Annotated in this window: 21 protein-coding genes; 13 read left to right on the top strand and 8 right to left on the bottom strand. The window is 50.9% G+C overall.

Annotated elements, in window-relative coordinates; all coding sequences use genetic code 11:
- The first annotated feature begins 205 nt into the window (after positions 1–205).
- Positions 206–541 carry a hypothetical protein gene (locus tag P9L94_20190; GenBank protein MDP8246415.1) on the top strand — a complete coding sequence of 112 codons (336 nt, stop codon included), beginning with the start codon at positions 206–208 and terminating at the stop codon, positions 539–541.
- 56 nt (positions 542–597) lie between these two features.
- Positions 598–1,089: a hypothetical protein gene (locus P9L94_20185; GenBank protein ID MDP8246414.1), complete on the top strand. Its 492-nt coding sequence runs from the start codon at positions 598–600 to the stop codon at positions 1,087–1,089.
- Between the two features lies 1 nt (position 1,090).
- Here P9L94_20185 and P9L94_20180 read toward each other — a convergent pair whose 3' ends face one another.
- Positions 1,091–1,807 (bottom strand): SDR family oxidoreductase, encoded by a 717-nt coding sequence (locus P9L94_20180; protein ID MDP8246413.1) that lies wholly within the window; start codon positions 1,805–1,807, stop codon positions 1,091–1,093.
- 139 nt (positions 1,808–1,946) lie between these two features.
- Between P9L94_20180 and P9L94_20175 the strand changes: the two genes are divergently transcribed.
- Together P9L94_20175 and rsmD are read left to right on the top strand one after the other, a co-directional pair.
- Complete coding sequence (locus P9L94_20175; GenBank protein MDP8246412.1) at positions 1,947–2,555, top strand: redoxin domain-containing protein; 609 nt, start codon at positions 1,947–1,949, stop codon at positions 2,553–2,555.
- A gap of 110 nt (positions 2,556–2,665) precedes the next feature.
- Positions 2,666–3,232 carry a 16S rRNA (guanine(966)-N(2))-methyltransferase RsmD gene (gene rsmD / locus P9L94_20170; protein MDP8246411.1) on the top strand — a complete coding sequence of 189 codons (567 nt, stop codon included), beginning with the start codon at positions 2,666–2,668 and terminating at the stop codon, positions 3,230–3,232.
- 239 nt (positions 3,233–3,471) lie between these two features.
- Here rsmD and P9L94_20165 read toward each other — a convergent pair whose 3' ends face one another.
- Entirely contained in the window at positions 3,472–4,074 is a 603-nt protein-coding gene (locus P9L94_20165) for an XTP/dITP diphosphatase (GenBank protein ID MDP8246410.1), read from the bottom strand.
- Positions 4,075–4,081: 7 nt separating this feature from the next.
- Entirely contained in the window at positions 4,082–4,780 is a 699-nt protein-coding gene (locus P9L94_20160; protein ID MDP8246409.1) for a hypothetical protein, read from the bottom strand.
- A gap of 131 nt (positions 4,781–4,911) precedes the next feature.
- On the opposite strand from P9L94_20160, the gene P9L94_20155 reads away from it, so the two are divergent.
- The 4 genes from P9L94_20155 (at position 4,912) to P9L94_20140 (ending at position 8,706) form a co-directional block, all read left to right on the top strand.
- Positions 4,912–5,634: an acylneuraminate cytidylyltransferase family protein gene (locus P9L94_20155; GenBank protein MDP8246408.1), complete on the top strand. Its 723-nt coding sequence runs from the start codon at positions 4,912–4,914 to the stop codon at positions 5,632–5,634.
- The gene (neuC, locus tag P9L94_20150; GenBank protein ID MDP8246407.1) at positions 5,631–6,779 is read left to right on the top strand and encodes a UDP-N-acetylglucosamine 2-epimerase; all 1,149 of its coding nucleotides are present in this window, start codon (positions 5,631–5,633) and stop codon (positions 6,777–6,779) included. Before P9L94_20155 ends, neuC begins: the two co-directional genes overlap by 4 nt.
- 141 nt (positions 6,780–6,920) lie before the next feature.
- The gene (locus tag P9L94_20145) at positions 6,921–7,520 is read left to right on the top strand and encodes a prepilin-type N-terminal cleavage/methylation domain-containing protein (protein MDP8246406.1); all 600 of its coding nucleotides are present in this window, start codon (positions 6,921–6,923) and stop codon (positions 7,518–7,520) included.
- 82 nt (positions 7,521–7,602) lie between these two features.
- Positions 7,603–8,706 (top strand): hypothetical protein, encoded by a 1,104-nt coding sequence (locus tag P9L94_20140; protein ID MDP8246405.1) that lies wholly within the window; start codon positions 7,603–7,605, stop codon positions 8,704–8,706.
- A gap of 251 nt (positions 8,707–8,957) precedes the next feature.
- Here P9L94_20140 and P9L94_20135 read toward each other — a convergent pair whose 3' ends face one another.
- Positions 8,958–9,497: a TlpA disulfide reductase family protein gene (locus P9L94_20135; GenBank protein ID MDP8246404.1), complete on the bottom strand. Its 540-nt coding sequence runs from the start codon at positions 9,495–9,497 to the stop codon at positions 8,958–8,960.
- Between the two features lie 271 nt (positions 9,498–9,768).
- Between P9L94_20135 and P9L94_20130 the strand changes: the two genes are divergently transcribed.
- Positions 9,769–10,731, top strand: a complete 963-nt coding sequence (locus P9L94_20130; GenBank protein MDP8246403.1) for a hypothetical protein — start codon at positions 9,769–9,771, stop codon at positions 10,729–10,731.
- 172 nt (positions 10,732–10,903) lie between these two features.
- Here the strand turns inward: P9L94_20130 and P9L94_20125 are convergent, their stop codons facing one another.
- The 4 genes from P9L94_20125 to P9L94_20110 form a co-directional block, all read right to left on the bottom strand.
- Entirely contained in the window at positions 10,904–11,863 is a 960-nt protein-coding gene (locus tag P9L94_20125; GenBank protein ID MDP8246402.1) for a hypothetical protein, read from the bottom strand.
- Between the two features lie 13 nt (positions 11,864–11,876).
- The gene (locus P9L94_20120; GenBank protein ID MDP8246401.1) at positions 11,877–13,175 is read right to left on the bottom strand and encodes a Gfo/Idh/MocA family oxidoreductase; all 1,299 of its coding nucleotides are present in this window, start codon (positions 13,173–13,175) and stop codon (positions 11,877–11,879) included.
- 222 nt (positions 13,176–13,397) lie between these two features.
- The gene (gene glgB / locus P9L94_20115) at positions 13,398–15,326 is read right to left on the bottom strand and encodes a 1,4-alpha-glucan branching protein GlgB (protein MDP8246400.1); all 1,929 of its coding nucleotides are present in this window, start codon (positions 15,324–15,326) and stop codon (positions 13,398–13,400) included.
- A 92-nt stretch (positions 15,327–15,418) separates the two neighbouring features.
- Entirely contained in the window at positions 15,419–17,140 is a 1,722-nt protein-coding gene (locus P9L94_20110) for a DUF1343 domain-containing protein (GenBank protein ID MDP8246399.1), read from the bottom strand.
- A gap of 551 nt (positions 17,141–17,691) precedes the next feature.
- Here P9L94_20110 and P9L94_20105 point away from each other — a divergent pair.
- The 4 genes from P9L94_20105 to P9L94_20090 all read left to right on the top strand — a co-directional run bounded on the left by P9L94_20105 (position 17,692) and on the right by P9L94_20090 (position 23,671).
- A complete protein-coding gene (locus P9L94_20105; protein ID MDP8246398.1) occupies positions 17,692–19,764 on the top strand; it encodes a TIM barrel protein in 2,073 nt (690 codons plus the stop codon).
- A gap of 7 nt (positions 19,765–19,771) precedes the next feature.
- Positions 19,772–21,478 (top strand): pyridoxal phosphate-dependent aminotransferase, encoded by a 1,707-nt coding sequence (locus P9L94_20100; protein ID MDP8246397.1) that lies wholly within the window; start codon positions 19,772–19,774, stop codon positions 21,476–21,478.
- A 95-nt stretch (positions 21,479–21,573) separates the two neighbouring features.
- Positions 21,574–22,488, top strand: a complete 915-nt coding sequence (gene thrB, locus P9L94_20095) for a homoserine kinase (protein MDP8246396.1) — start codon at positions 21,574–21,576, stop codon at positions 22,486–22,488.
- A 439-nt stretch (positions 22,489–22,927) separates the two neighbouring features.
- The gene (locus tag P9L94_20090; protein MDP8246395.1) at positions 22,928–23,671 is read left to right on the top strand and encodes a DNA alkylation repair protein; all 744 of its coding nucleotides are present in this window, start codon (positions 22,928–22,930) and stop codon (positions 23,669–23,671) included.
- The last annotated feature ends 5 nt before the right edge of the window (positions 23,672–23,676 follow it).

The following is a 23,676-nucleotide window of genomic DNA, read 5'->3' as shown; positions in this document are numbered from 1 at the left end:
GCATAAGTCCATTTGGATTTATCCATTCTCCTTGTAACCCAAAATGTATAAGTAACCTTTTGCATTACAGGTTATGGATACATTTATCACTAACCGATTACAGACAAATAGACTGCAAAACCGACAAAAGACTATTCAATCACCTTAAAAGTAAGGTAAGATGATCATGTATTGATGGGTCAAAGTTTTTTGAGGAATAACACCTGTGGATATTCGAAAACATCTTGAGACTTTAGCCAATGGAGATGGACAACGCATCATCGACGGGATGAAACATGAAATTGATATCGTATCAACTTTCATGAAAGATTTTTCAATCTCTGCCAACCAACTCAAAGCAGAAACCCGCATCCAATGGATACAATCAAACCAGGTCATCCAATCGGCAGATAAATACGCATCAAATCTTGATAAATTTCAACGAAGAGTTCGGGAACTGGAAAGCAAAAAATCAATACGCGAAATCCTTGGTTTGCAGGACAAAATGAATGCCTCGCGCTCTCCAGTAGAATATGGAAAATTTAACCGCCAACTCAACTGAAAAGCGCGTCTGCTCGCGACCTTTCCGATCTGGTTTCCAATCAGCATCAGGTTCTTTTGACCCGCATCAATTTGGTCAACCGCTGGAAATCGCTTTTGTCAATCGAGATTCATGTGTTGGAAGAATGTAAGTCGTACATTCTTCAATTCGCCAAAACCGCCGCCGAATCAAGCGGTGACGCAGAGTTTTTAGAAGAAGTGCTTCAGCAGATCAACTTGTTACAAGACAGCGCAAGAGACATCATAGGCTATAACGTAAACATATCCGCGCTTCAGACGGCGAATATAAACGTGTTGCGCAAGACCGTCACACATCAACTCGATGAAGTGGTGAAATTAGAAAAAATCATTGCAGCAAAGCGCGTTGCGCTCAATTCGCTCACCAATATCGCAAAGCGCCTTGAAGAAGAACTACCCGACGATCTAAAACCCAAGCCCATTGAGGCCATCCCCACGGCGACGCAAACAACAGAGCAGCCGGAAAATGAAAGACCGCCGCCCGACCCATCACAAAACCGGATGGCCTTTCAAGAGAAAGACAAGCGCTAGCCTATATTGATTGGTCTGTCGGCAACGTCAACAACCGATGAATTCGGACATGCGACGGCTGCTCTAAAATAAAACGCGCCATACGCGCAATGTCTTCCGGCTTTAACGCCCGGGGGATATCAAGCGCCTCCGTCGGGTGAACATCCCATTCGCGATGAAGTTCGGTCTTCACTAAACCCGGCTCGATGCAAGCAATGCCGATATCGGTTTTGGCGAGTTCCATACGCAGCGCTTCAGTTAAAGCTTCAATGGCGTATTTCGTACCCGCGTAGGCGCCGGTGGTGGGACGCACCTTGGTTCCGAGAATGCTCGACAGGTTCAACAAAAATCCGCTGCCGGTTGATTTAAAGTGCTTGAGCGCGACATAAGCCATCCGGTAGACGGCTTCGACGTTGATCCGCGCCATCTTGCATACCGCATCAATATCAATGTCTTCGATGGGGCCGACCGTCATTACGCCTGCGTTATTCACCACGATGTCGCATTGCCCGAAACGCTCCAAGGCCGCGTCCAACAGACGCCCCGGCATGCCCGCATCGGCGATGTCGCCCGCGATGGTCATAGCGCCGTTCAGGTTTGCCGCCAGTTCTTCGAGACGCTCCGCGCGGCGCCCGGTCAGCACCAATTGAACGCCCGCTTCGTGCAAGTTTTCCGCGATGGCCCAACCGATGCCGCTGCTGGCGCCAGTAATGATTGCAACTTTACCTTTGAGTTCCATGACCAACTCCTCATACATATTCAATATATATTGTTGAACGCGTATCACGTATTGTATGTTCAAATTCAGCGCAAATCTTTTTGCCTTATACTTACAATATCTTTATACTCAATAAGGCAGTTATTTTCAGGAGGCATTGATGTTTTTTCTCCGCCTATTTTTCTCTGTTTTTTTTGCACTGTTCATCGCATTGACTGGCACCGCCCAACCCGCCGGAGAAGTCGCAGCCGCCTCGCCGCCCTACCAGTTAGGCGATGAGGTCCAACCGTTCGCCTTAAAAGACGTTGCGGGCAAACTACACGACCTGGGCGAAATGCTGGGTGAAAACATCATTGTCGTATACTTTTGGAACTTTCACTGCCCCGTCTCCCGGGTGTACGAAGAACGCCTGCAAAACCTGTATCAAGCCTATCAGCCGAGAAATGTTATATTCTGGGTCGTCGATTCAAACGCCGCAAATTCAGAAACGGACATCCTGGCGTATCACAAACAACATGCGCTCGCCTACCCGGTACTGAAAGACTACGGCAATATGCTTGCCGACCAGTTCAACGCAAGCAAAACACCGGAAGCCTTCGTCATCGGTCAAGATAAACGCCTTCACTACTTTGGCGCAATCGACAATAACCACAATCCAGACAAAGCCGACCAGCACTACGTCATCAACGCGCTCGAATCTCTGCTGCAAAATAAAGCCCCGGCGGTTCCCCACTTTCCCGCGTTTGGCTGCGCCATCAAACGGGAATAAAAAAACCGCCGCTTGCAAAAAATCTCAGTGTATTGTGATTGATGCGGCTTAACAAATCCGCCGATTCACGCACAATGTGAGAAGATTGTTTAAACAAGAAAGCGTAACGAATGAGAATTATTGCTGGAAAGTATAAAAACCGCGCCATTGAAACGCCCGAAGGTCTCACCACCAGGCCGCTGTTAAGCCGCATCAGAAAATCACTATTCGGAATTCTGGAACCCCATTTGGCTGGCGCGCGCATTTTGGATTGCTTTTCAGGCAGCGGCATGATTGCCATGGAATCATTCAGCCGGGGCGCGTCGTATGTCATGAGTATAGATATAGACCCCAAAGCCATCGCAACCGCTAAAGCCAACCACAAAAAGATATGCCCGGATGCAGAGTATTACACAACGCGCGGCGATGTGCTTGAAATGCTGCCCCGCCTCGCACAGCAAAACCAACCGTACGATCTGATTGGCGTCATGCCGCCGTTCGGGCAGAAATTGGTCACCAAGACGATGGAAATCATTGACGCCCACCCATCGCTGCTTACGCCGGACGCGATTGTGTTTGTGCAGCGGGACATCGAAGAAGAAATTTCACTCGAATGGAAAACGCTCGAACACGTCCGTACCAAAAAATATGGACGTAACATCTTCGAGTTTTTCATGCCGCCGGAAGTCGAAGATTAGGAACCCTCTCAAAATTCGATTCATAATAAATAACGATCACGATCTGTCTAAGCGGGAAGGTTTATCCGGCGTGGGCGCCGCTCTCTTCGCTTCGGTGCGGGCTATCAGGCCCTTTTGCACAGGCGCTCACAGAGACGCCTCCACGCCGTGAACAATACGCTCAATGTATTTTTGAGAGGCTTCTATTCATCGCCAAAAAACGGCGCGAATTGAATACGCTCCCCAAAATGGCAAGCGCTCTAAACGGAATAGGTTTCAAAAAACACGATCAATTCCGCCAAGGCTTGTCCGCGATGACTGACGGCGTGTTTTTCTTCGATGGGAACTTCCGCGAAGGTTTTTCCAAACGGCGGATAATAAAAGATCGGGTCATAGCCAAAACCGCCCTCGCCGCTGGGGGCGTCGGTCAAAAAACCTTCCACGCATTGTTCTGTCGAAAAGACAACCTGATCGCCTTGGGCAAGTACGGCGGCGCAGACAAAACGCGCAGTGCGTTTCTCAGCCGGGACGCCTTTTATATCATCAAGCACTTTTTGCAGGTTCTCTTCATCTGTCGAATCTTCACCGTTGGCGTAGCGGGCCGAGTAGATGCCGGGGCGTCCATCCAAGGCGTCAACCGCAAGGCCGGAGTCGTCCGCCAAGGTCAACAGTCCGGTATGTTGCGATGCAGCCACGGCCTTGAGTTCGGCGTTGGCGAGAAAGGTATCGCCGGTTTCTTCGACGTCCGGCGAGTCGGGATAGTCGCGCAACGTGACGACGTCCCAGCCCAAACCAGAGAGCAACGATTGCAGTTCTTTTTGTTTTTTATGATTGCGCGTAGCAATGAGTAGAGTGTTTGACATTGAGTTCCTAATTGCGGTCTGACCAGCGCATCAACGGCGGTAGACTTCGCGGGCGTTTTAATATTTCCGACAACACAACAGCCACCCGCAACGGGTTCGCTTCGGCTTGTTTCGCTAGCTGCGAGAACATGGGGTGATGCGCGTGCGTCGGCGTCGTGATTTCAGCCAAGCGGGCTGGCGTCATCGGTGGTTTTTTGGCGGGTTTCGTTTCCGCTTTGCGCTTTTGAGGTTTGGGCGCACGTTTGGGTTTGGGCGGCGCTGGCTCCATGACGATTTCAGGCTCTTCCACTTCCATAAACGCCTTAAAAATTTCCGTCATCAAGTCTTTCTTTTCTTCCTTTTGCGGCAATGGCTCAACATAGACCTCTTCCAGTTGAGGCGCCTGTCGCTGTCGCGGCGCAGGTTGTGGGCGACGGGGTTGGATGGGCTTGCGTCGGCGCTGGGGTTGCGTTTCTAATGAACGCCCTTCGAGCGAACGTCCTTCTAACGAACGACCGTCCGTACTCGCCATTGGCTTCGAGCGCTGGGGTTGCGGACGAGGCGGCGTACGCTGTGGTTCAGGACGGGACGGGACAGGCTTTGGCGGTTCAACCGGCATCGTATCAATGTCATTATCTTCGTCTTTGTTGAAATTTTTGACCAAGCTGGAAGCCGCACTGACGCCGATGATAACGATGATTGCAATGAGTTGTATAATATCATCCATCAGATTTCCATTCTCCTTTTTCAACCTTCACTAGTTTAGCACAAAACAACCCCGCCCGGCTATCGTTTGGCCTCTTGACCGCTTTCGGCGGCAACCTACGATGAAGCAACTTATTTACTGGAATATACGATATGGGCGTTTCTTCTCTTTCAAAAACTTTGTGTATTGTCCCGGCGCGCGGCGGCTCGAAGGGCTTGCCGCGTAAAAACGTACGCCTCTTGGGCGGAGCGCCTCTCATCACCCACACCATCCGCGCCGCCAAACAAAGCCGGATCGGCAGTGCGCTGGTTTCGACCGACGATGATGAAATCGCCGCCATCGCGCGCGACGCCGGGGCGGAGGTTCCCTTTATGCGTCCGGCGGATCTATCTAACGATCAAGCGTCATCATTGTCGGTGTTACAACATGCGCTTCAGTTTGCCGAAGCAGACGGTCATCAAATTGAGACGGTCGTGTTCATGCAACCGACCTCGCCCTTTCGACAGGCGCAGCATATTAATGAAGCCCTCGATTTATTTCAGCAATGCGGCAAGAATTCAGTCATCTCCGTGACCAGCGTCGAAGAGTTCCACCCTTACTTTATGTTTGACCGGAAAGACGACGGAGAACTCAACACGCTATTTGATCTAAAAGAGCGTCCCTTACGCCGACAAGACTTGCCTTCATATTATCGAATTAACGGCGCGATCTATATTTCACGTCGGTCCTACTATGAAAATCTACCGCCTGACGCGGCGATTTTTGATTGGAACTCATGCGGCGGTTATGTCATGGACGCATCGAGTTCAATTGATATTAACGATTACATTGACTTTCAACGCGCGGAACTGATGTTTACGGAGCAACCAAAATGAGACGGATCGCTGTGATTACCGGAACGCGGGCAGAGTATGGCATCTTTAAACCGTTGCTCTATCAAATGGCGGAATCGGAAAGCCTGAAGCCTTACATCATTCCCGCCGGGATGCACCTCTCGCCCGAATATGGGCTGACCATTCAACACATCGAAGAAGACGGCTTCCCGATGGGCGCCCGCATCGACACGCTATTCAGCAGCGACTCACGCGCCGCGATGGCCAAAGGACTGGGCGTCGGCATCTTGGGCATCACTCAGGAAATCGAACGCATCCGCCCGCACGTGGTCATCATTTTGGGCGACCGCGTCGAAGCTTTCGCCGGCGCAACCTCCGGCCTGTTTGCCGGGGCGGTAGTCGGACATCTGCACGGCGGCGAAGTTACCAAAGGCGGGCTGGATGAATATATGCGCCACGCCATTACAAAACTCAGCCATATCCATTTCCCCGCCACAGAAAAAAGCAAAGAGCGCATCATCCGCCTCGGCGAACACCCCGACTTCGTCTACCAGGTCGGGACGCCAGGCCTCGACGCCTTGCTGAAATACCCGGAATTTGACGATCAGACGCTGTCGGAAAAACTGGGCGTTTCGATTCCAGGCCGTTTTGCGCTGGTGGTGCAACACCCCATATCAACCCACCCGGAAACAGCGGCGGAAGAACTCAACGAAACCCTGAGCGCATTGAAATATTCCGGCGTACATACGTTTTTAATCTATCCAAACTCTGATGCAGGCAGCCGCGAGATGATTCAGGCGATCCATAAAATCGAAAACGAGCCGTGGATTGACACCTTCCTGTCCATGCCGCGCGAGCTGTTCTGCAACTTGCTGCGGCGTTGCGCCTGCCTGGTGGGCAACTCCAGCTCGGGCATGATCGACGCGCCCAGTTACGGCGTCCCCGTGATTAACGTCGGTGAACGTCAGGAAGGCCGCGAGCGCGGCGACAACGTCATCGACTGCAAACCAAGCCGCAATGAGATTGAGGCCGTGCTCAACCGCGCATTGACCGACACTAATTTTATTGTCCGCGCCAAAAATGCGGTAAACCCTTACGGCGACGGCAAAGCGGCGGGGCGCATTGCCCAGATTCTTGAAACCGTCGATCTCAAACAAGCCCGCAACGCCAAAGGCCTGCCCTGGTAAGAAAGTCTTTACTGAAACCTCTCTCAAAAAAAATGAGAGAGGTTTTGCCCTCTTATAAAACAAATATAGACAAAATCCCTAATTGACTTTCGACCGTAAACATTGGATAGTAGGTTGAATTTACAATCGGGGAGTTATTGGATGAAAATGCGTGGATTCACTTTAATTGAATTGTTGATTGTCGTTGCGATTATCGGCATCCTCGCGGCGATTGCGGTTCCGAATTTTCTGAATGCGCAAATCCGCGCCAAGATCGCCCGCTCGGTGTCTGAAATCCGCGCACTGTCCAACGCCATCGAAATGTACCAGATCGACAACAACAGCGTACCCTTCGTCCCACCAGGCGGGACTGACGGTTCCCACATGTACAACATGGCGCCCATTACTTCGCCGGTGTCTTATATCGCCTCCCTGCCCTACGACCCGTTTATCGACGCCCCGAACTCCGTCAAGATGAGCGACAACCGGGGCGACGGTCTCGATGTGGGTTGGTATTTATACGTCGCCCGCAGAAGCGACCTAGCGCCAAACCCCATTCATGGCCGCTATTGGGTGTGGGGATGGGGCCCCGACCGTACCCGCCAGTCGTATCCCGTACGCCCCTATAGCGCCAGCAACGGCCTCAACTCGCAGGGCGATATTATATCCAGCAACAAGCAGGGTTTTCTCGACAAAGACTTATCCATCGAGGCCGGAATCTCAAAACAAGACGACAACGAGTTTCATCAAATCGGACAATGATTATTTTGATAGGTACTATTGACTCCATTCAGTGACCATCTATAATGTTTACATATCAACTGTATAGACTTGGAGGATAATCATGCAAGAGCAAATACGAAAAGGCCCCTGGTCACACCGCCTACTATTGTTTTTTTTCAGCTCTCTTCTTTCATTGCTTTTCATTTGGCTGCTGGGCTTTGTTCTTAAAGACATCGGAACAATTAACAAGCCCGACGTAGAGAAATTACGCGCAACTCACATCGATCAAGAAGTTCAAGATCAACACGCCCTGTTAACGGATGAACGAAACCAAATCCTGCGTGAAATTAAAAACGAACAAGAACATCAGGAACTTCTCCGAAACAGCACCCAAAGTTCACGCGAAACCATGAACCAACTAGCCGAGATCTATCGTCTCAAATTAGAGCGCAACCTCACGCCAGGAGAAACCGAACAAGTAGCGATGGAAGAAAGCCAGGCGCTCTTTTTAAAAAACCAACGTGAATTCGAAGCCGCCAACCAACGCATTGCGCAACTCAACCAAACGCGCCGTGAATTAGACCCGCAGATTGATGCTCTCCAAGAAACGCTCGGCGAAAGTGAAAAAGCCTACAGCGATGCTTACTCTACAGAATTCAAGCAACACCGCTTCACCATTGCTTGTCTCCGTCTCGCGTTTTTGATTCCTCTCTTGGTTTTGTTCGCGTGGCTTACCTTCAAAATGCGCAGCAGCCCCTACATTTTGATTATCAACGCTGCGTTGTTCGCCCTGTTCGTACGCACCTATGTCGTCATGTTCGAGCACTTCCCGCGAGATTTTTTCAAATACATCGCGATTCTAAGCATCATCATTATCGTATTGAGCTTTATTGTTTACCGCGTCCGGCTCGCGCTGAAACCACTTCCCGCCTGGTTAATGAACCAATACCGCGAAGCCTACATGCGGCGGTTGTGTCCGGTTTGCTCGTTTCCGATTCAGCAAGGGCCGTTGAAATTCGCGCGCTGGTCTAAAAAGGGACTCGCCGCACTGCCCAATATGGCAGAGGTTCCGAGTGATTCAGATAAGCCCTACACCTGCCCATCCTGCGGGAATAAATTGTTCGACAAGTGCGAATCATGCGGGTCGCTGCGCCATACGCTATTGCCTCACTGCGAGTCATGCGGGGCGAAGTCAACTTCGCTGGCTGAAGTTCAGTCAGAATAGACGAGATTGAAGTTTGCAAAATTGTTGTGGATTAAGAACTCACCCCACAACTAATATGCAAAACTCTGGGGAGGGCGAGGCTCCCGCCGAGCCGCGAAAAATTGAAACGCTCTGTTTTAATACGGCTCACCAGGAGGTTCGCCCTCCCAAACTCCATAGGTGGGTCGCGCATTTTTAACCTACCCTACAAAAACAATGCCCGCTTTCTCAGTTGAGAAGGCGGGCATTTGGGTTCTCTCTCAGAAGAGCTGTTACGATTTCAGTTCTTCCATTTTTTTGACAAATTTCTCGTAACTGTATCGTTCAGAATTATTCTTCCCTACATATCGAAACACTTCTTTTCCATTCGGGTCGAGCAAGACAAACGCCGGGAAGTGAACGACCTGCCCATGAAATTTATATCCACCGGGAACACCGAATTGCTTCGCGAGTTTCGCGTCTGGATCATGATAAATTTCCGGCGCCTTCTCCATATCTCCTTGGGGTATCTTTGACGCCCACGCCTTGATCTCGCCCGGCGTATCAGGTTTTACATAGAGTTGAATGACATCAGAATGGTCTTTTTCATGCTCAAAATATGCTCGAACATGCCGCAAACAAATCGGACATTCGGTTTTCAGCAAAAAATGGATGGCGACATACTTGCCCTTTGCCTTCGATAATTGGAATGGTTTCTCGCCAAAGATGGGCTTTAGGGTGAAATCTTTCGGCGCTTCTTGCTCTGATGCAACTGCGGAAAAAACAAACATTGCAGCAATTGATAGGCTGAGTATCACATTCAAACGTTTCATACGAGTCTGTCACCTCTATTAGATTTTCCTGATGTTTTAAGTATAAATATAAAAGTCAAGAAACCCAAAATGTTGATAAAAACACCTTACGAATAACGAATGTTTATACGAGATGCACCTCGCAGCCAACAACTTTTAAGCGTAATGAATACAATAGGTTAAGATTTCAATATTAACTTTCTAACAAAATACGTGTAATTTGTGTTAAGATTAAGATGTCTAAATTTCAACTCGTTAATCGATGAAGTTATATATTACGAAAAAACACAACATGGGCCTCCAATCTGAACATTATAACCAAGCCAAAGAGGAAATTAATAAAGCCCTCATTCAGGAATATATTCTGAGGAATCCTGGCGTCCGCGAACAAGACGTCATCATGATGAACCAGGATGGTAAACTCATTTTTTCTGATTTGTCTTCTGTATTAGCGGAAATGAAAACCCGCAAGGATTTCGATGCATCAGTAATACATACCGAAAAGATGACCGCTAGCCTGGCGGTTCAAGAGAACCAACGTTGGCAAGAATGCTACGACTCCGCGACACAATCAAAGTTGATGGTCGATTGCTTAAATTCATCTCCATTCAATTTATTTGATCAAAATCAATGGGCCGAAGAACATGAGTATCTCAGGCGAAAAGAGTCAGCCAGCGCCAAAGCAACAGTTAAGATTGAAGAACAAAAACTGGAAATCCTTAAATTCCGAAATGAGAAAGTTTCTATCCATAGTTCGCGTGGACGAACAACAATTATTTCTTACCTTCAGTGGGTTATTCAACAATTAAGAGTCTTACACCAACTTTTAAAAAAAGAGATTGGATATAGTGAGCTGTTTGAAACAAGCGCAAGTCAATTTATTGAAGTGAATTTGGCGTCTCTAAAAAACGAACCCGAACCCTTCAGCATTCTAAACAAAATATTCCAAACGCTATCAGGGAATCAAGCACCCGCGATTCAATTTGGTGATGTGAGCGACTTAAACCGTCAGGTATTAATTGAAACGAAAAAAACTCTCACATCCGCCGTTGATAAATTGTCTAAAAAAGTAACAGACAAACGCAAAGCGTTTCAAATCATCTGGACATCAATCACTGCGTTGACAGAGACAGTAAAAGGATTAGAAGAACTCAACCGCCTTGATGCAGATGAAAAGGCGGCAATCCAAGAATCAATCAACGCGAAACCTCTAACAAGACGGATGGCGCGTTTTGGTCAATCAAGAAAACGCTGAATCAGCCGTTCAGCCACCAGTTGAGAATCAATGCAATCAGGATACTCAATAAAATCACCATCAAACGAATGACATGGCGAGTTTCCATTTTCACGATCTCCGTATAAAGAAAAAGCCGCTTCAATTTTAAGAAGCGGCTTCTCAATAATCAATTGTCTAAACGCGAATTCGATTACATCGCCGCCAGCGCCTTCTTGGCGGTATCGCGAACAATATAGGAGCCTTGTTCGGTAAATTTCTGCACTGAACTTTTGGCTTCGGGATGGTCAACTTTTGCTAAGCAAAGAATGGCGGCGCAATGAAAGTGTTCGCCGATTTCTTCTTCAGGAATTTCTAAAACCCGCTTAAGTATCCGCCCCGCTTGTTCATAACTCCCATCGGCAATCAAATGGTCGCAAATGCGCAACCCGCTATCAACCAACTCGCGCTTATGCTGATCGGAGAGCGTCTCATAATCCGGCACCAGCGATTCATCAGGATACACGCCGCAAGTCGCCATCGCCTTGATGGCGGCAATCGCTAATTCGGTGTCATCCGAAGCGAGGTACGGATTCAAATTTTCTGCGCCAGCCGGGTCTTTGCGTTGTTCAATCGCGGCCAGAATGCGCAACTTAAATTCACGCGGGGCCTGCGCTAACGCTTCAACCAGCGCGTCCGTCGACTCGGCGCCTGGAATGCGTTGGATGCAATAGATTGCTTCTTCTTGTAGTTGCGGGACTTTTAAAAACGGCGTAACCGCCGCAACAGAATCGCCATTCGCGACTAACGATAAAAGCCGCAGCCCATTGATGCGCGTTACGTAATCCCGACGATTCAACAGGTCGAGTAATGACTTCACGACTTCTGCGCGTTTGGGCGAATCCGCCTGTTCGCCAACGGAATGAATCAAAACTTTAAGCGCTTCATCCGCCGCGCGAGCGATGCCGGGGTTCTCAGCCAGCAACAAATCGCTCAACGGCGAAATGACGCTAGCGGGCTGCATGTAGGCTTCTTTCCAAGCCTCGCAGCGTACATTCTCATCGTTGGATTGAATCCGGCCGATAAAGCCTTCTGCCGCATTCGCCGTTTTGCTTAGCATTGAAGCGGCGACGACAGCGGCGCCCGTTGCAAGAGTATTTTTTAATGTTTCCATTTTATGGTCTCCCTTAAATGTGCCACTGGCCGCGACCGGGGCGGCTCAACAAACGGTTGGCTTCGTCATCGCCGATCACTCGTTCATTGACGGCGTCCCACTTGAGTTCCCGACCTAACATGTATGACAGGTTGCCGAGAATACATAACACCGCAACACGGTGCCCTGCTTCGATATCCATGATAGGCCGTTCGCGGGTGCGAATGCACTTTTCAAAATCTTCGCGGTGACCGGGGCTATGATAGACTTCGACGCCGCCCGCCGGGACTTTGTAGTCTTTCGCTTTTTGTTCGGTGTCGGTTTCAGCAGTGTCACCGTAAGAAATAATCAGGTTGCCTTTGTCGCCGATGTAATTGCCGCCGTAAGATTTGCGGGTCCATTTAAAGCCTTCTTCATGCGCTTCGCCCGGCATGTCCCAAATCAGCGTCCAGTCGGGGTCTTTGAATTGATAGGTGACTTTCATGGTTTCGGGCGAATCATACATCCCGTCGCAGTGAGGGTTGCCCGTCGCTTTTACGCTGACCGGGCCGGTATGGTCGCTTTTCATCACCCACATCGCAACGCTCATGACGTGTGCGCCGCGGTCGCGAATTTGCCCACCGCCGAAATCTAACATCCAGCGGAAACTGCCGTGCGTACGTCGGCTATTGTATGGAACCCAGCGGGCGGGCCCGACCCACTTTTCATAATCGAGTTCAGACGGCGGCGGCGTGTTGGGGTCCCATCCGCCGCGTGGATTTTCGTAGTGCCAGCAGCGAACTTCACTGACGTGACCGATTTGCCCGTTGGCAATATATTTGTTGCCGTGATAGGCGCCTTCTTGCGAGCGCCCTTGTGAACCGACCTGCACCACGCGCGCATAACGGCGCGCCGCTTCGACCATGGCGCGGCCTTCTTCGATGGTCTTACATGCGGGCTTTTCGACGTAAACGTCTTTGCCTGCTTCGCACGCATGAATTGCCATCAACGCATGCCAATGGTCTGGCGAGGTCACGAAGACCGCGTCAATGTCTTTTTGATCGAGAAGCCGACGGTAATCGTTATAAAGCGTCGGGTTGCCGCCGACGCGTTTGGCGGCGTCAGCCAAGCGGTTTTCATCGGCGTCGCAAATCGCTACCGTCACGCCAGGGCGTAAAAACCCGCGTCCACGGCCTCCAACGCCGATGTTGCCGCAACGCAACTGGTCGCTGGGGGCGGGCCGGCTCGGCGCTCCAAAAACGGTATTCGGAACGAGCGTAAATGAAGTGACTCCGCCCACCGCCGCTGTACTGGTGAGAAAAGTTCTACGGGATAGTGAAGATTTCTTGGTCATTGTCTCCCCTACTTTTTTCGAAATGGTTTCGTTGTTTTGTATTTTGCCCAAATTCTTACTGCTGCGCCGGACAAAATATCCGACGCCGTTTATATCCTGCCACAAGTCAGCGTAGATTGCAAAGGAGAGGCGGTCAGTTTCACGCAGGGCGATTAGATAAAAAAACCGCCCTCTTCCAAATTTTTCAGAAGAGGGTGGTTGGTATTACGAACTAATAGTTATTTAAAGGCCGCCGCTTTTGAACACAACGCAGCCCAGCGGTGGAATGGTCACATTAACGGAGTAATAGTGATGATGGTTGGGGACGGAGTCGGCTTGTACGCCGCCAAAGTTGCCTTGTCCGCTGCCGCCGTATTGTTCGGCATCGCTGTTGAGCGCCTCTTTCCAATACCCGTCGACCGGGACGCCGATCCGGTATTGATAACGCGGCACGGGCGTGAAATTCAAAACAAACAATAAGTATTCGTTCGGGTTCACGCCCTTACGAATAAAACTAATGATGCTGTTGTCCGTGTCCGTACAATCCACCCACTCAAACCCTTTGGGATCACTATCTTTTGTATGAAGCGACTGTTCATTGCGGTAGAAATGATTGAGGTCTTGCACCCATTGTTGAACCCCACGGTGGGTGTCATACGACAGCAAGTTCCATTCTAAACTGGTCTCATGCGACCACTCGCTCCATTGCGCGATCTCGGCGCCCATGAATAATAATTTCTTGCCCGGTTGCCCGTACATATAGCCGTATAGCAAGCGCAAATTGGCAAATTTTTGCCAAACGTCGCCCGGCATTTTATTGAGCATCGAACCTTTGCCGTGCACCACTTCGTCGTGCGACAATGGCATGACGAAGTTTTCCGTAAACGCATACAGCATACGGAAAGTCAATTCATTGTGATGATATTTTCGGTAAATGGAGTCAGTGGAGAAAAACGTCAAACAATCGTGCATCCACCCCATGTCCCATTTGTAGCCAAACCCCAGTCCGCCGATATACGTCGGGCGCGACACCATCGGCCATGAGGTCGATTCTTCGGCGATGGTCTGTACGTCGGGATAGTGGGCGTAGATTTCATGGTTGATGCGGCGCAAAAACTCAATCGCGCCCAGGTTTTCTTTGCCGCCGTATTTGTTAGGGACCCAGTCGCCGTCTTCGCGGGAATAATCGAGATAGAGCATCGAAGCCACCGCATCCACCCGCAGCCCGTCGATATGGTATTTTTCCAGCCAGAAGAAGGCGTTGCTATAGAGAAAACTTTTGACTTCATTGCGGTCGTAATTAAAGATCAGGCTGCCCCAGTCAGGATGAAAGCCTTGCTTGGGGTCGGCGTGTTCGTAGAGGTGGGTCCCGTCAAAAAAACCGAGACCGTTGCCGTCGGTCGGAAAGTGAGACGGCACCCAATCGAGAATCACGCCAACGCCTTGTTGGTGGAGATAATCAATCAGGTACATAAAGTCTTGCGGCGTCCCATAACGGGAAGTCGGCGCAAAAAAACCGGTGATCTGGTATCCCCATGATGGATAGAACGGGTGTTCCATCACTGGCATAAATTCAACGTGGGTAAAGCCCATGCGCGAGACGTACTCCGCGAGTTTGGGCGCGAGTTCCTGATAGGTCATGGGGCGGTTGCCGTCTTCGGGCACGCGCATCCATGAGCCTAAGTGAATTTCATAAATCGACATAGGCGCGTCGTGGGCATTCACCTTGGCGCGGGTTTTCATCCATTCGCCGTCGTCCCATTGGTAATCCAATTGCGTAACCACCGAAGCAGTCAGCGGTGGAGTTTCAGCATACAACGCATAGGGGTCGGCTTTATCGGCGCAATGGTTGTTGTAGCGCGAGCGTACGTGAAACTTGTATTTCATGCCCAGTTCAGTGTTTGGAATAAAGCCATGCCAGATGCCGGAGGAGCCGCAGGGGCGTAATTCGTGAATGGAGTTGTTCCAATAATTGAAGTCGCCAATGACGCTGATGTATTCGGCGTCGGGCGCCCATACGGAAAAATACACGCCGCGCTCGCCGTCGTCGGTGGTCATGAGGTGAGCGCCCATTTTTTCGTATAAACGAAAATGGCTTCCCTCATTGAAGAGATATAAATCTTCTTCGGTGATTAGTGATACATCCCAACGAACGGCTGGCTTTTTAGACATAAAAAATCGGCTCCATAATTACGTTAAGTCCTTCACATAATAAAACATCTTACCAGAATTCTCACAAGGAGAATACGATTGAATCCATTCAGTTAATACTTGACGTCGTCAATCTTCACTTCTCCAATTAAAGACAACGAACCTCCATCAAACGAATAATACTCCCGCACTTTTAAACTGGGGCAACAAGCGGCGTCGTCAGGCGCGCTTTTGAGGCGCTCAATCTCTATGACCTCTGGAGTCAAGATCGTAATTTTATTCACGGCAATTCTGTCGCCGAGAAAAAATTCCGCGACTTGCTTTGGTTCTCCATTATCACTAACGGCGCAGACGAGGTAATGAAACGTCCCCGTTCCACCTGTGTTGACCGCCATTTCAAATACGGCATCGACAGCGCCGTCATGATTCAAGTCAGCAAAGTCCATAGCCTGACCGAGTTTGGCAAAGTAGACGCTCTGTTCGTTGCCCATTGGCATTTTGCCCTCAGAGTCGCCATCAACAAATTTGATATCAGGACGCTCATTGTCTGTAAAGGGATACTGAAACGCGCCGTTGCGTATTTTATTTGGCGTAAGCCCTGAGTCATTTTGTTTGCTATCATCATATAAAAGGTACTTCGTTCGCATTGATTGAAAGCGCTCTGTATCTTCACCAATCGTTTTCAAAATCGCGTCAACATCGGCGCTGGCTTCTAACATCGAACGCAGGTTTTCATTGCCCCACAGTAGATTCATAAATGATCGGGTTTTAATCTCATTGGGATAGAGTTGTTTCGCCGCGCAGATCAACGTAACCGCCAGCCGAATCGGCTCGGCATCAGCGCTTTTCACTCCCAAACGCAATCCGTAGCATTTTTCATTTTTGAATTTGGGATTCTCCGACTTACCGGGAATCTGCTTCGGCGTGAATTCAATCGGCTCAGCGCTGAATCCATCGAAGGCGTCCTTCGGTACCGCCGCCAGCCACTTCTTGGCGTCGATGAACGGCGCGCCCACGGTCAAGAAGGGCAACTCTGTTCCCCGCCCTTCGGAAAGATTGGTCGCTTCAAATAAACACGTCCCGGGATACATCAACGCCGATTCTACGGTGGGCAAGTTCGGAGACGGCGCGATCCAAGGCAGCCCGGTTTCTTGGTAGGCCATGTCGCGCTGATAGCCTTGCATCTTCACCACGGTCAAATCGCAGCCAATGGTGAAGCCTGCGTAGGTTTCATTGTTAAACAGATGCGCCAACTCGCCGACGGTGAGACCATAGCGAATCGGCAATGGAATCACGCCGACGAAACTTGTGTAGGCCGGATTGGTCGCAGGCCCGGCGACTTGTACGCCGCCGATTGGATTGGGCCGGTCTAACACCACCACCGGGATGCCGTCGCGCGCGGCGGCGGTCATCACCAGAAACAGCGAGGATATGTAGGTATAGAATTTCACGCCCACGTCTTGGATGTCATAGACGATCACATCCACGCCTTTGAGCATCTCCGGCGTCGGGGTTCGGTTGGTTCCATAGAGGCTGTAGATCGAAAATGAATCCCGGTTGCGTTTGGTTTCGACCTTGCCGCCTGCTTCCACGTCGCCGCGAAAGCCGTGCTCCGGCGCGAAGACTGCGACCACCGTCGCGACCTTCTGCAGGCGGTCAACCAGGTGAACGCCCTTCGAATCCACCGCCGTGTGGTTGGCAACAACTGCGACCCGTTTATTACTCACCAGTTCCACTTGCGAATCAAACAGATGCTCTAACCCGCTGACGACTTTTGCTTGGACGCTAAGAGGCAACACAATCAATGCGAATAAGAATAAAGCCAGACGCTTCATAGTAATTCTCCTAATTTAATAGTCGGGAAATTATATCTTGTAACGGATGAAAGGTTATGGTTAGATAATGAATATCGACAGAGAACGAAGGAACTCAAAAAAGAGTCAGCGAAACACAACGTTGAGGCCGCGCATGAATAACTAACGAAGACGCCCGCTTCTGCGACCAATGCGGCTTAGCCCTGTAGGGTGAGATGAATGCAATGAATTCCACCGTTGTTTTAAATAGGCTTACATTGGTGGGTTTCGCTTGCGCTCAACACCACCCTACTTGATACCGTTATGCAACACGACGCGTCCCTGTATAAACGCCAAGGTAATCCCTTCTCCCTCTGGGAGAAGGTTAGGATGAGGGAGCGACCTAGCGTAAAATAAAAACCCAACATCGAACCCAATCCACCCTCAAGGTTATAATTTATATAGAGATTCTAACAATCAAATTCTAAATAAAACCCTAATTCTCCACACCTTAGCGTTTCACCACGCCGCATCTATAATTAAAGTAGTGTGTATAAGTTTAATAAATCGTACATATAAGTAGGAGAACCGACGTGTCACTCGAATCGAATCGGCTTGGCATCGTATATCCGGTGCTATTTGCAGGCCCCGGCAATACCAATTCCAACTTTCGCGGCGAAGCCCGGCGCGAATACCTGACGAAAACCCTGCAATGGGTCATCGACGACGCGGATTTCAACTCGATTGAAATCTCCCGCATCAAAAACAGCGTCAGTCGAAAAGAGGCGATCAAGAAACTCGCCGATGCGCGCAAAAACGGCCAGATCGAAGAGATCGTCTGGTGTGCGCAGTTAGTGCAGCTCATTAACGAAGACAAAATCGTTCCACCGTCCGATATCAGTTCTCTCGACGAAAACGAGCGTCGCAAAGCCGTCGAACGCCTGAAAGAGTGCATCGACGAAGCATTCGAGTATCCCTGCGACAAATTCACCTTCTTCAGCGGCAAAGACCCGGCGATCATGGCGGGCCTCTCCGGCGCCGAAGCCGACCGCGTACGAGAAGAAGCGCTATCGCAATTGCGCCGCTCGCTGCACGAAATTTGCACCTATTTAAAAGAACTCAACAAAAAAAATAAATCCAATTGCATTCCGTTGTTGATTCCGTTTGATAACCGCGTGAACCCGCCGGGCATCACGCCGTTCAAAGAAATGCTGATCGGCCCCGCCGACCGCGCCGAAGCGGTGCTTGAATCCGTACGCCATCAATACGGTCACGAAGAACTCGGCCTGTTGATCGACACCAGCCACATGATTATCAATGGCGAAGGCCCCGAAGCCATCAAACGCCTGGGTTCCTATATTCAACACGTGCACGTCTCGAACTGCATTCTCAACCGCAACAATCCCGACGGCGACCCGCGCTACGGCGATGTTCACCCGGCGTTCAATCTCGCCGACAGCGAGTTGACCTCCGCCGTGCTGGCGGGCTATCTCAAAGCGCTGGTCGAGTGCGACTTCCAAGGCTCAGTCGCGTTTGAGATCAAACCTTATGGCCAGGAAATCCCCGAGGACCTGACTGGCGCGGCGAAGTCGCTTTACGGCGGCGCCCGCAACCGCATCGAAGTCAATTACGCGTTGCGTAATAATTACGTCTATCAGTCGCGTCATTTTCTCAATGAAGATATTTGGGACCAGTTGTGCGAACTGCGCGTCGAAAAAAGTTCCATCATCAAAGACCGCATGCAAAAACGCAAACAGCGTAAATCGCTGACGACCCAGGGACGTATGGTCATTCTCGCGGCTGACCACCCGGCCCGCATGGTGACCAACTCCGGCGGCGACCCGGTGCGCATGGGCGACCGCTTTGATTATCTCGGTCGTTGCGCCCGCGTGATGATGGCCTCAAACATCGACGGCCTGATGGCGACGGCGGACATCTTTGAAGACTTGTTCCTGCTCGATTATCTCTATCAGCAAAAAACCAAGAAGAGTTTTCTCGACAATAAATTATTGATCGCGTGCATGAACCGCAGCGGTCTGGCGGGCGCAAATCATGAACTGCTTGACCGCATGACCGCCTATCGCGATGCGAAAAAAATCAAAGAACTCAATCTCGACGGCGCGAAAATTCTCTTCCGTCTGGCTGTACCTGATCCGTATGACCGTTACGTCATTCAGACCATGGAAGAATGCTCGCGCAGCATCGAAGCCTGTAATGACATCGACTTGCCCGTCTTTTTGGAACCGCTGCCCGTCAAGCAAATCGACGGCGCATACAAAGTGGTGATGAAAGCAGACGATTTGATTCGCGTCATTGGCGTCGCGTCGGGTCTGTCGCATTCCACCGCTAACTTGTGGTTGAAGATTCCCTATGTACCCGACTACAACCGCGTCGCTCAATCGTTCAGCGGCCCGATTTTGATGTTGGGCGGCGAAGCAACCGGCAACCCGGTCGATGTCGTCGACCAGTTTGTCCGCGGAATGGGCGAGGGCGAAAACATTCGCGGCGCCATGGTAGGCCGCAACGTGCTTTATCCCGGTGCGGACGATCCCGCCGCTGTGGCGGAAGCAGTTTGCGCTCTCGTACATGAAGGCGTTAGCGCCAACGACGCCGTCAAACGCATTCAACCAGTGCGCGGCTCAAATATGAATTTACTGGCAGGGTAACCAAATAATGCCGAATCTCGATCAAGCACTCAACGCGCTCCGTTCTCCGCAACGTCCGCCCGCGCTGGTTTCGGCGGCGGCGGCGCTGGTCTTTCAACAGATGCGCCTCGATCCGTCCGACCCGAGTTGGAGCGGCGGCGATGCGCTGCTATTTTCACAAAGTTATTCAGAGGTCGTTCAAGACGCGTTCAAACAAGCGGGCTGTCCGGCAGACCGCTTGCCGCAACCCGGCTTACAGCAACTCGACGCCAAAGCAGTTTCAGGACAGCGTCTATATATTCTCGCGGACAGCGACGACGCCCAGCGCGTTACCCGCATTCGCGATCCGCACAATCAGATCACCGTTATCTCGCCGGATGCGCCGCACGACGCTCATCGTTGGGCAGTCGCGACCGTTTCGGATGAAACGCCGCAAGCGCTGCTTTCGGTGCTTGCTCAGTTCGGCGCCATTCGCGAAAAACCCGTGTGGATCGTTTCGCAACTAGGCGGCGTCCGCATGTTTGAAACGCGCGGAGCCTCATCGTTGCCCGAATTGGCGACGCGCATGAAAAAACTCGGCACAGAAACCGCCTTTGACGTGCTCGCTCAAGTGAATGCGCTGAAAGCCCAGGGCCGCGACATCATTTCGTTTGGATTAGGCGAACCCGATTTCAATACGCCCGTCCATATCAAAGACGCCGCGCTGAAAGCCATTAGCGAAAACCAGACGCACTACACGCCCAGCGCGGGCATCCCGAAACTGCGTGAATCCATCGCCGCGTATATACAGCGAACGCGTAATATTCCATGCCACCCCGACGAAGTTGTGGTCACGCCCGGCGCAAAACCGGTGATGTTTGACGCCGTCATGGCGCTGATTAACCCCGGCGACGAAGTGATTTATCCCAACCCGGGCTATCCGATTTATGAATCCATCATCGACTGGGTGGGCGGCGTATCCGTACCGCTTCCCTTGCTAGAAGAACGCAACTGGAACTTCACCATAGATGATCTGGAGCGGGTAATTACGCCCAAAACCAAGTGCATCTTCTTGAATACGCCGGGCAATCCATGCGGCAATATTCTAGAAACGGACCTGTTGCGCGACATGGCGGAACTGTGCGTTCAACGAAACTTATGGGTCATCTCTGACGAAGTCTATTCGCAAATTTTGTGGACGGGCGAACACCACAGCATCGCCGCGTTCCCCGGGATGAAAGAGCGCACCATCATCGTTGACGGATTTTCAAAAACGTACGCCATGACGGGCTGGCGCATGGGCTACGGCGTCATGAACGCCGACCTCGCCAAACAAGTCGGAAAAATTGAAACCAACATTGACAGCTGCACCTGCTCCTTCACGCAGATTGCCGGCGTTCATGCGCTCGACGGCCCGCACCATGAGTCGCAATACATGGTCGAACAATTCCAGGAACGCGCGCGCGTCATCGCGGAGGGTCTGAACAAAATCGACGGCGTCAGTTGCCTGCATTCCGGCGGCGCGTTTTATGTGTTCCCCAATGTGACCGCTGCGTGTAAACGCTTGGGCATGAAAACCGCCAACGACCTGCAACGCGCCTTACTCAATGAAGCAGGCGTCGCCGTTTTGCCGCGCACCTGCTTCGGTCGCAAAAACGTCGGCGAGGAACAAGAATACTTACGGCTCTCCTTTGCAACTTCGATGGAGAACATCCGCGAAGGGCTGCGCCGCATGAAGCAGTTTATTGAACGCTGATTTTTGCACCTTTTGTTTTTGTATTTAAACGAGAATCACATACGCCTTCCCGCAATTTGGGGAGGCGTTCATCTTTCAGGAAGAACACATCCATTATGACGAGCATCACGATTCACGTCCCCGCAACCTCCGCCAATATTGGAACCGGCTACGATACGCTGGGCATCGCGCTCAACCTCTTCAACTCGTTTGAACTCGAATTAAACGGCGCGGGATTCTCGCTGGAATCTGATTCGCCAATCGCAGACGACATGCGTGTGATCTGCGGCAAAATGTGCGAAGTCTGCGCCAACCATTTCTTCCAACGCTCCAATGCGGAGCCGCGCGGCGTCTCGTTTCGCATAGAAAACCGCGTCCCCATCGCGCGCGGCCTTGGCAGCAGCGCGACCTTACGCATCGCCATCATGGAAGGCTTGAACCGCCTATTAAAACTGGGCGTCGGCGCGGCGCATATCGTACAATGGGCGTCCGAACTGGAAGGCTGCACCGACAACGCCGCCGCTGCGTATTACGGCGGTTTTACCGCGTCCGGCGTAGTGAATGGCCGCCTGCGCTGCTACAAAGCCGAGGTTCCAGAAACCATCGACTTCGTGGCGGTGTCGCCTCACGCCGAAGTCGAAACCGACAAAGCGCGTATTATCTTTTCGCCTGAAGTTTTACGCGAAGACGCTGTCCATAATCTTTCGCATGGCATCCTTCTCTCGATGGCATTCGCCCAAGGCGAGTGGGACGCCGTCGGCGATTTGATGGACGACCGCTTGCATCAACCTCAACGCCAAGCCAATATCCCCGCGCTGAAGCCGCTGTATGACGTCATCAACGCCGCGCGTGAAGCGGGCGCACTGGGCGCTTACTTAAGCGGCTCCGGCTCGACCATGATGGCGATGACCTTGCGCAACAAAGAGCAAGTCGCCGCCGCCATGCAAGACGCCGTCGCCAAACACGGCCTCGAATTTGAGACGCGCTTTCTTAAAGCCGACAATCACGGAACGCGCGTTGACAACATATAGAGCGTTTGACAAAAAACTTGCGTTAAGCGCGCCCGTAGCCTGCCTGCCGAAAACAGGGGCTCAGCGATAGATACAGTTATGAAAACTCAATCCGCACATAATTCTGGCAACCACTATAAAAGCAAAACAAAAACAATTGGAGTCCATTAGACGACGCGGCGGTCTCGAATTATGGGGAGGGCGAACCTCCTGGTGAGCCGAGATAAAAGAAAGTGCTTCGATACTCTGCGGCTCGGCGGGAGCCTCGCCCTCCCCCCGGTTTATCGCGACCTAAAATAGGGTGAGTTCTTTATACTTACCCCACCAATTGAATCTATAAGACTTTTTTTGGGATGGTTTTTCGTCATCCTAAACCAATTGGAATAGCCAAACATCTATCAATGAATTGAGTTTTTTGAGATAGTACCGACAGTTCACACATTGTATTCCAGGGGGAAATATGATGGCAAGCGATAAGCGGCTCAAATCCATCATTGCTGACATTCAAAAATTTTTGAAAGCGAATGCCAACCCAGATCAAGCCAAAAAGTATGAGCGTTACTTCACCGAAGGCTATGACGCCTACGGTATCGAGAAAGAAATTTTTATTGAGAAAGCCGAACGGCTTGTCACTGACCTGAAAGCGACCGGCTCGCGTGACGACATCTATCCACTAGCAGACAAACTACTTTCATCCGGCAAGTATGAAGAAGCGTCGTTCGCCGTCCATTACGCGATGGGCTTCAAAGATCAATTCAAAGCGCCCGACTTTCAACGCCTAGGCGCCTGGCTCGACAGCGGCATTATCAACTGGGGGCACACCGACGTGTTGTGCGGTGAAGTGTTGGAGCATTTTCTGACCCAACAAATCGTCTCATTTGAAGAGATGAGCGCTTGGCGCCAGTCGCCCTCAAAATGGAAACGGCGGGCTGTCCCGGTATCCATGATCGGGCTGGTAAAAACGAAGCCACTCAAAAAGCACCTCGAATTTATTGAACCTTTGATGATGGACGACGAGCGTTTTGTTCAACAAGGCCTGGGCTGGTTTCTGCGTGAATATTGGAAGGTCAGCCCAAAGCCAGTCGAAGCGCTATTGCTGAAATATAAAAATTCCGCTCCGCGAAAGATATATCAGTACGCGACAGAAAAAATGTCGAAGGAACAAAAAGAACTCTACCGAAAAGCACGAAAATCAAAATCGTAAAAGGA

It is taken from the genome of Candidatus Hinthialibacter antarcticus, from assembly GCA_030765645.1.
Classification (GTDB): domain Bacteria; phylum Hinthialibacterota; class Hinthialibacteria; order Hinthialibacterales; family Hinthialibacteraceae; genus Hinthialibacter; species Hinthialibacter antarcticus.
Note: the sequence above shows the minus strand (reverse complement) of the source record. Positions and strands in the feature narration are given on the sequence as shown.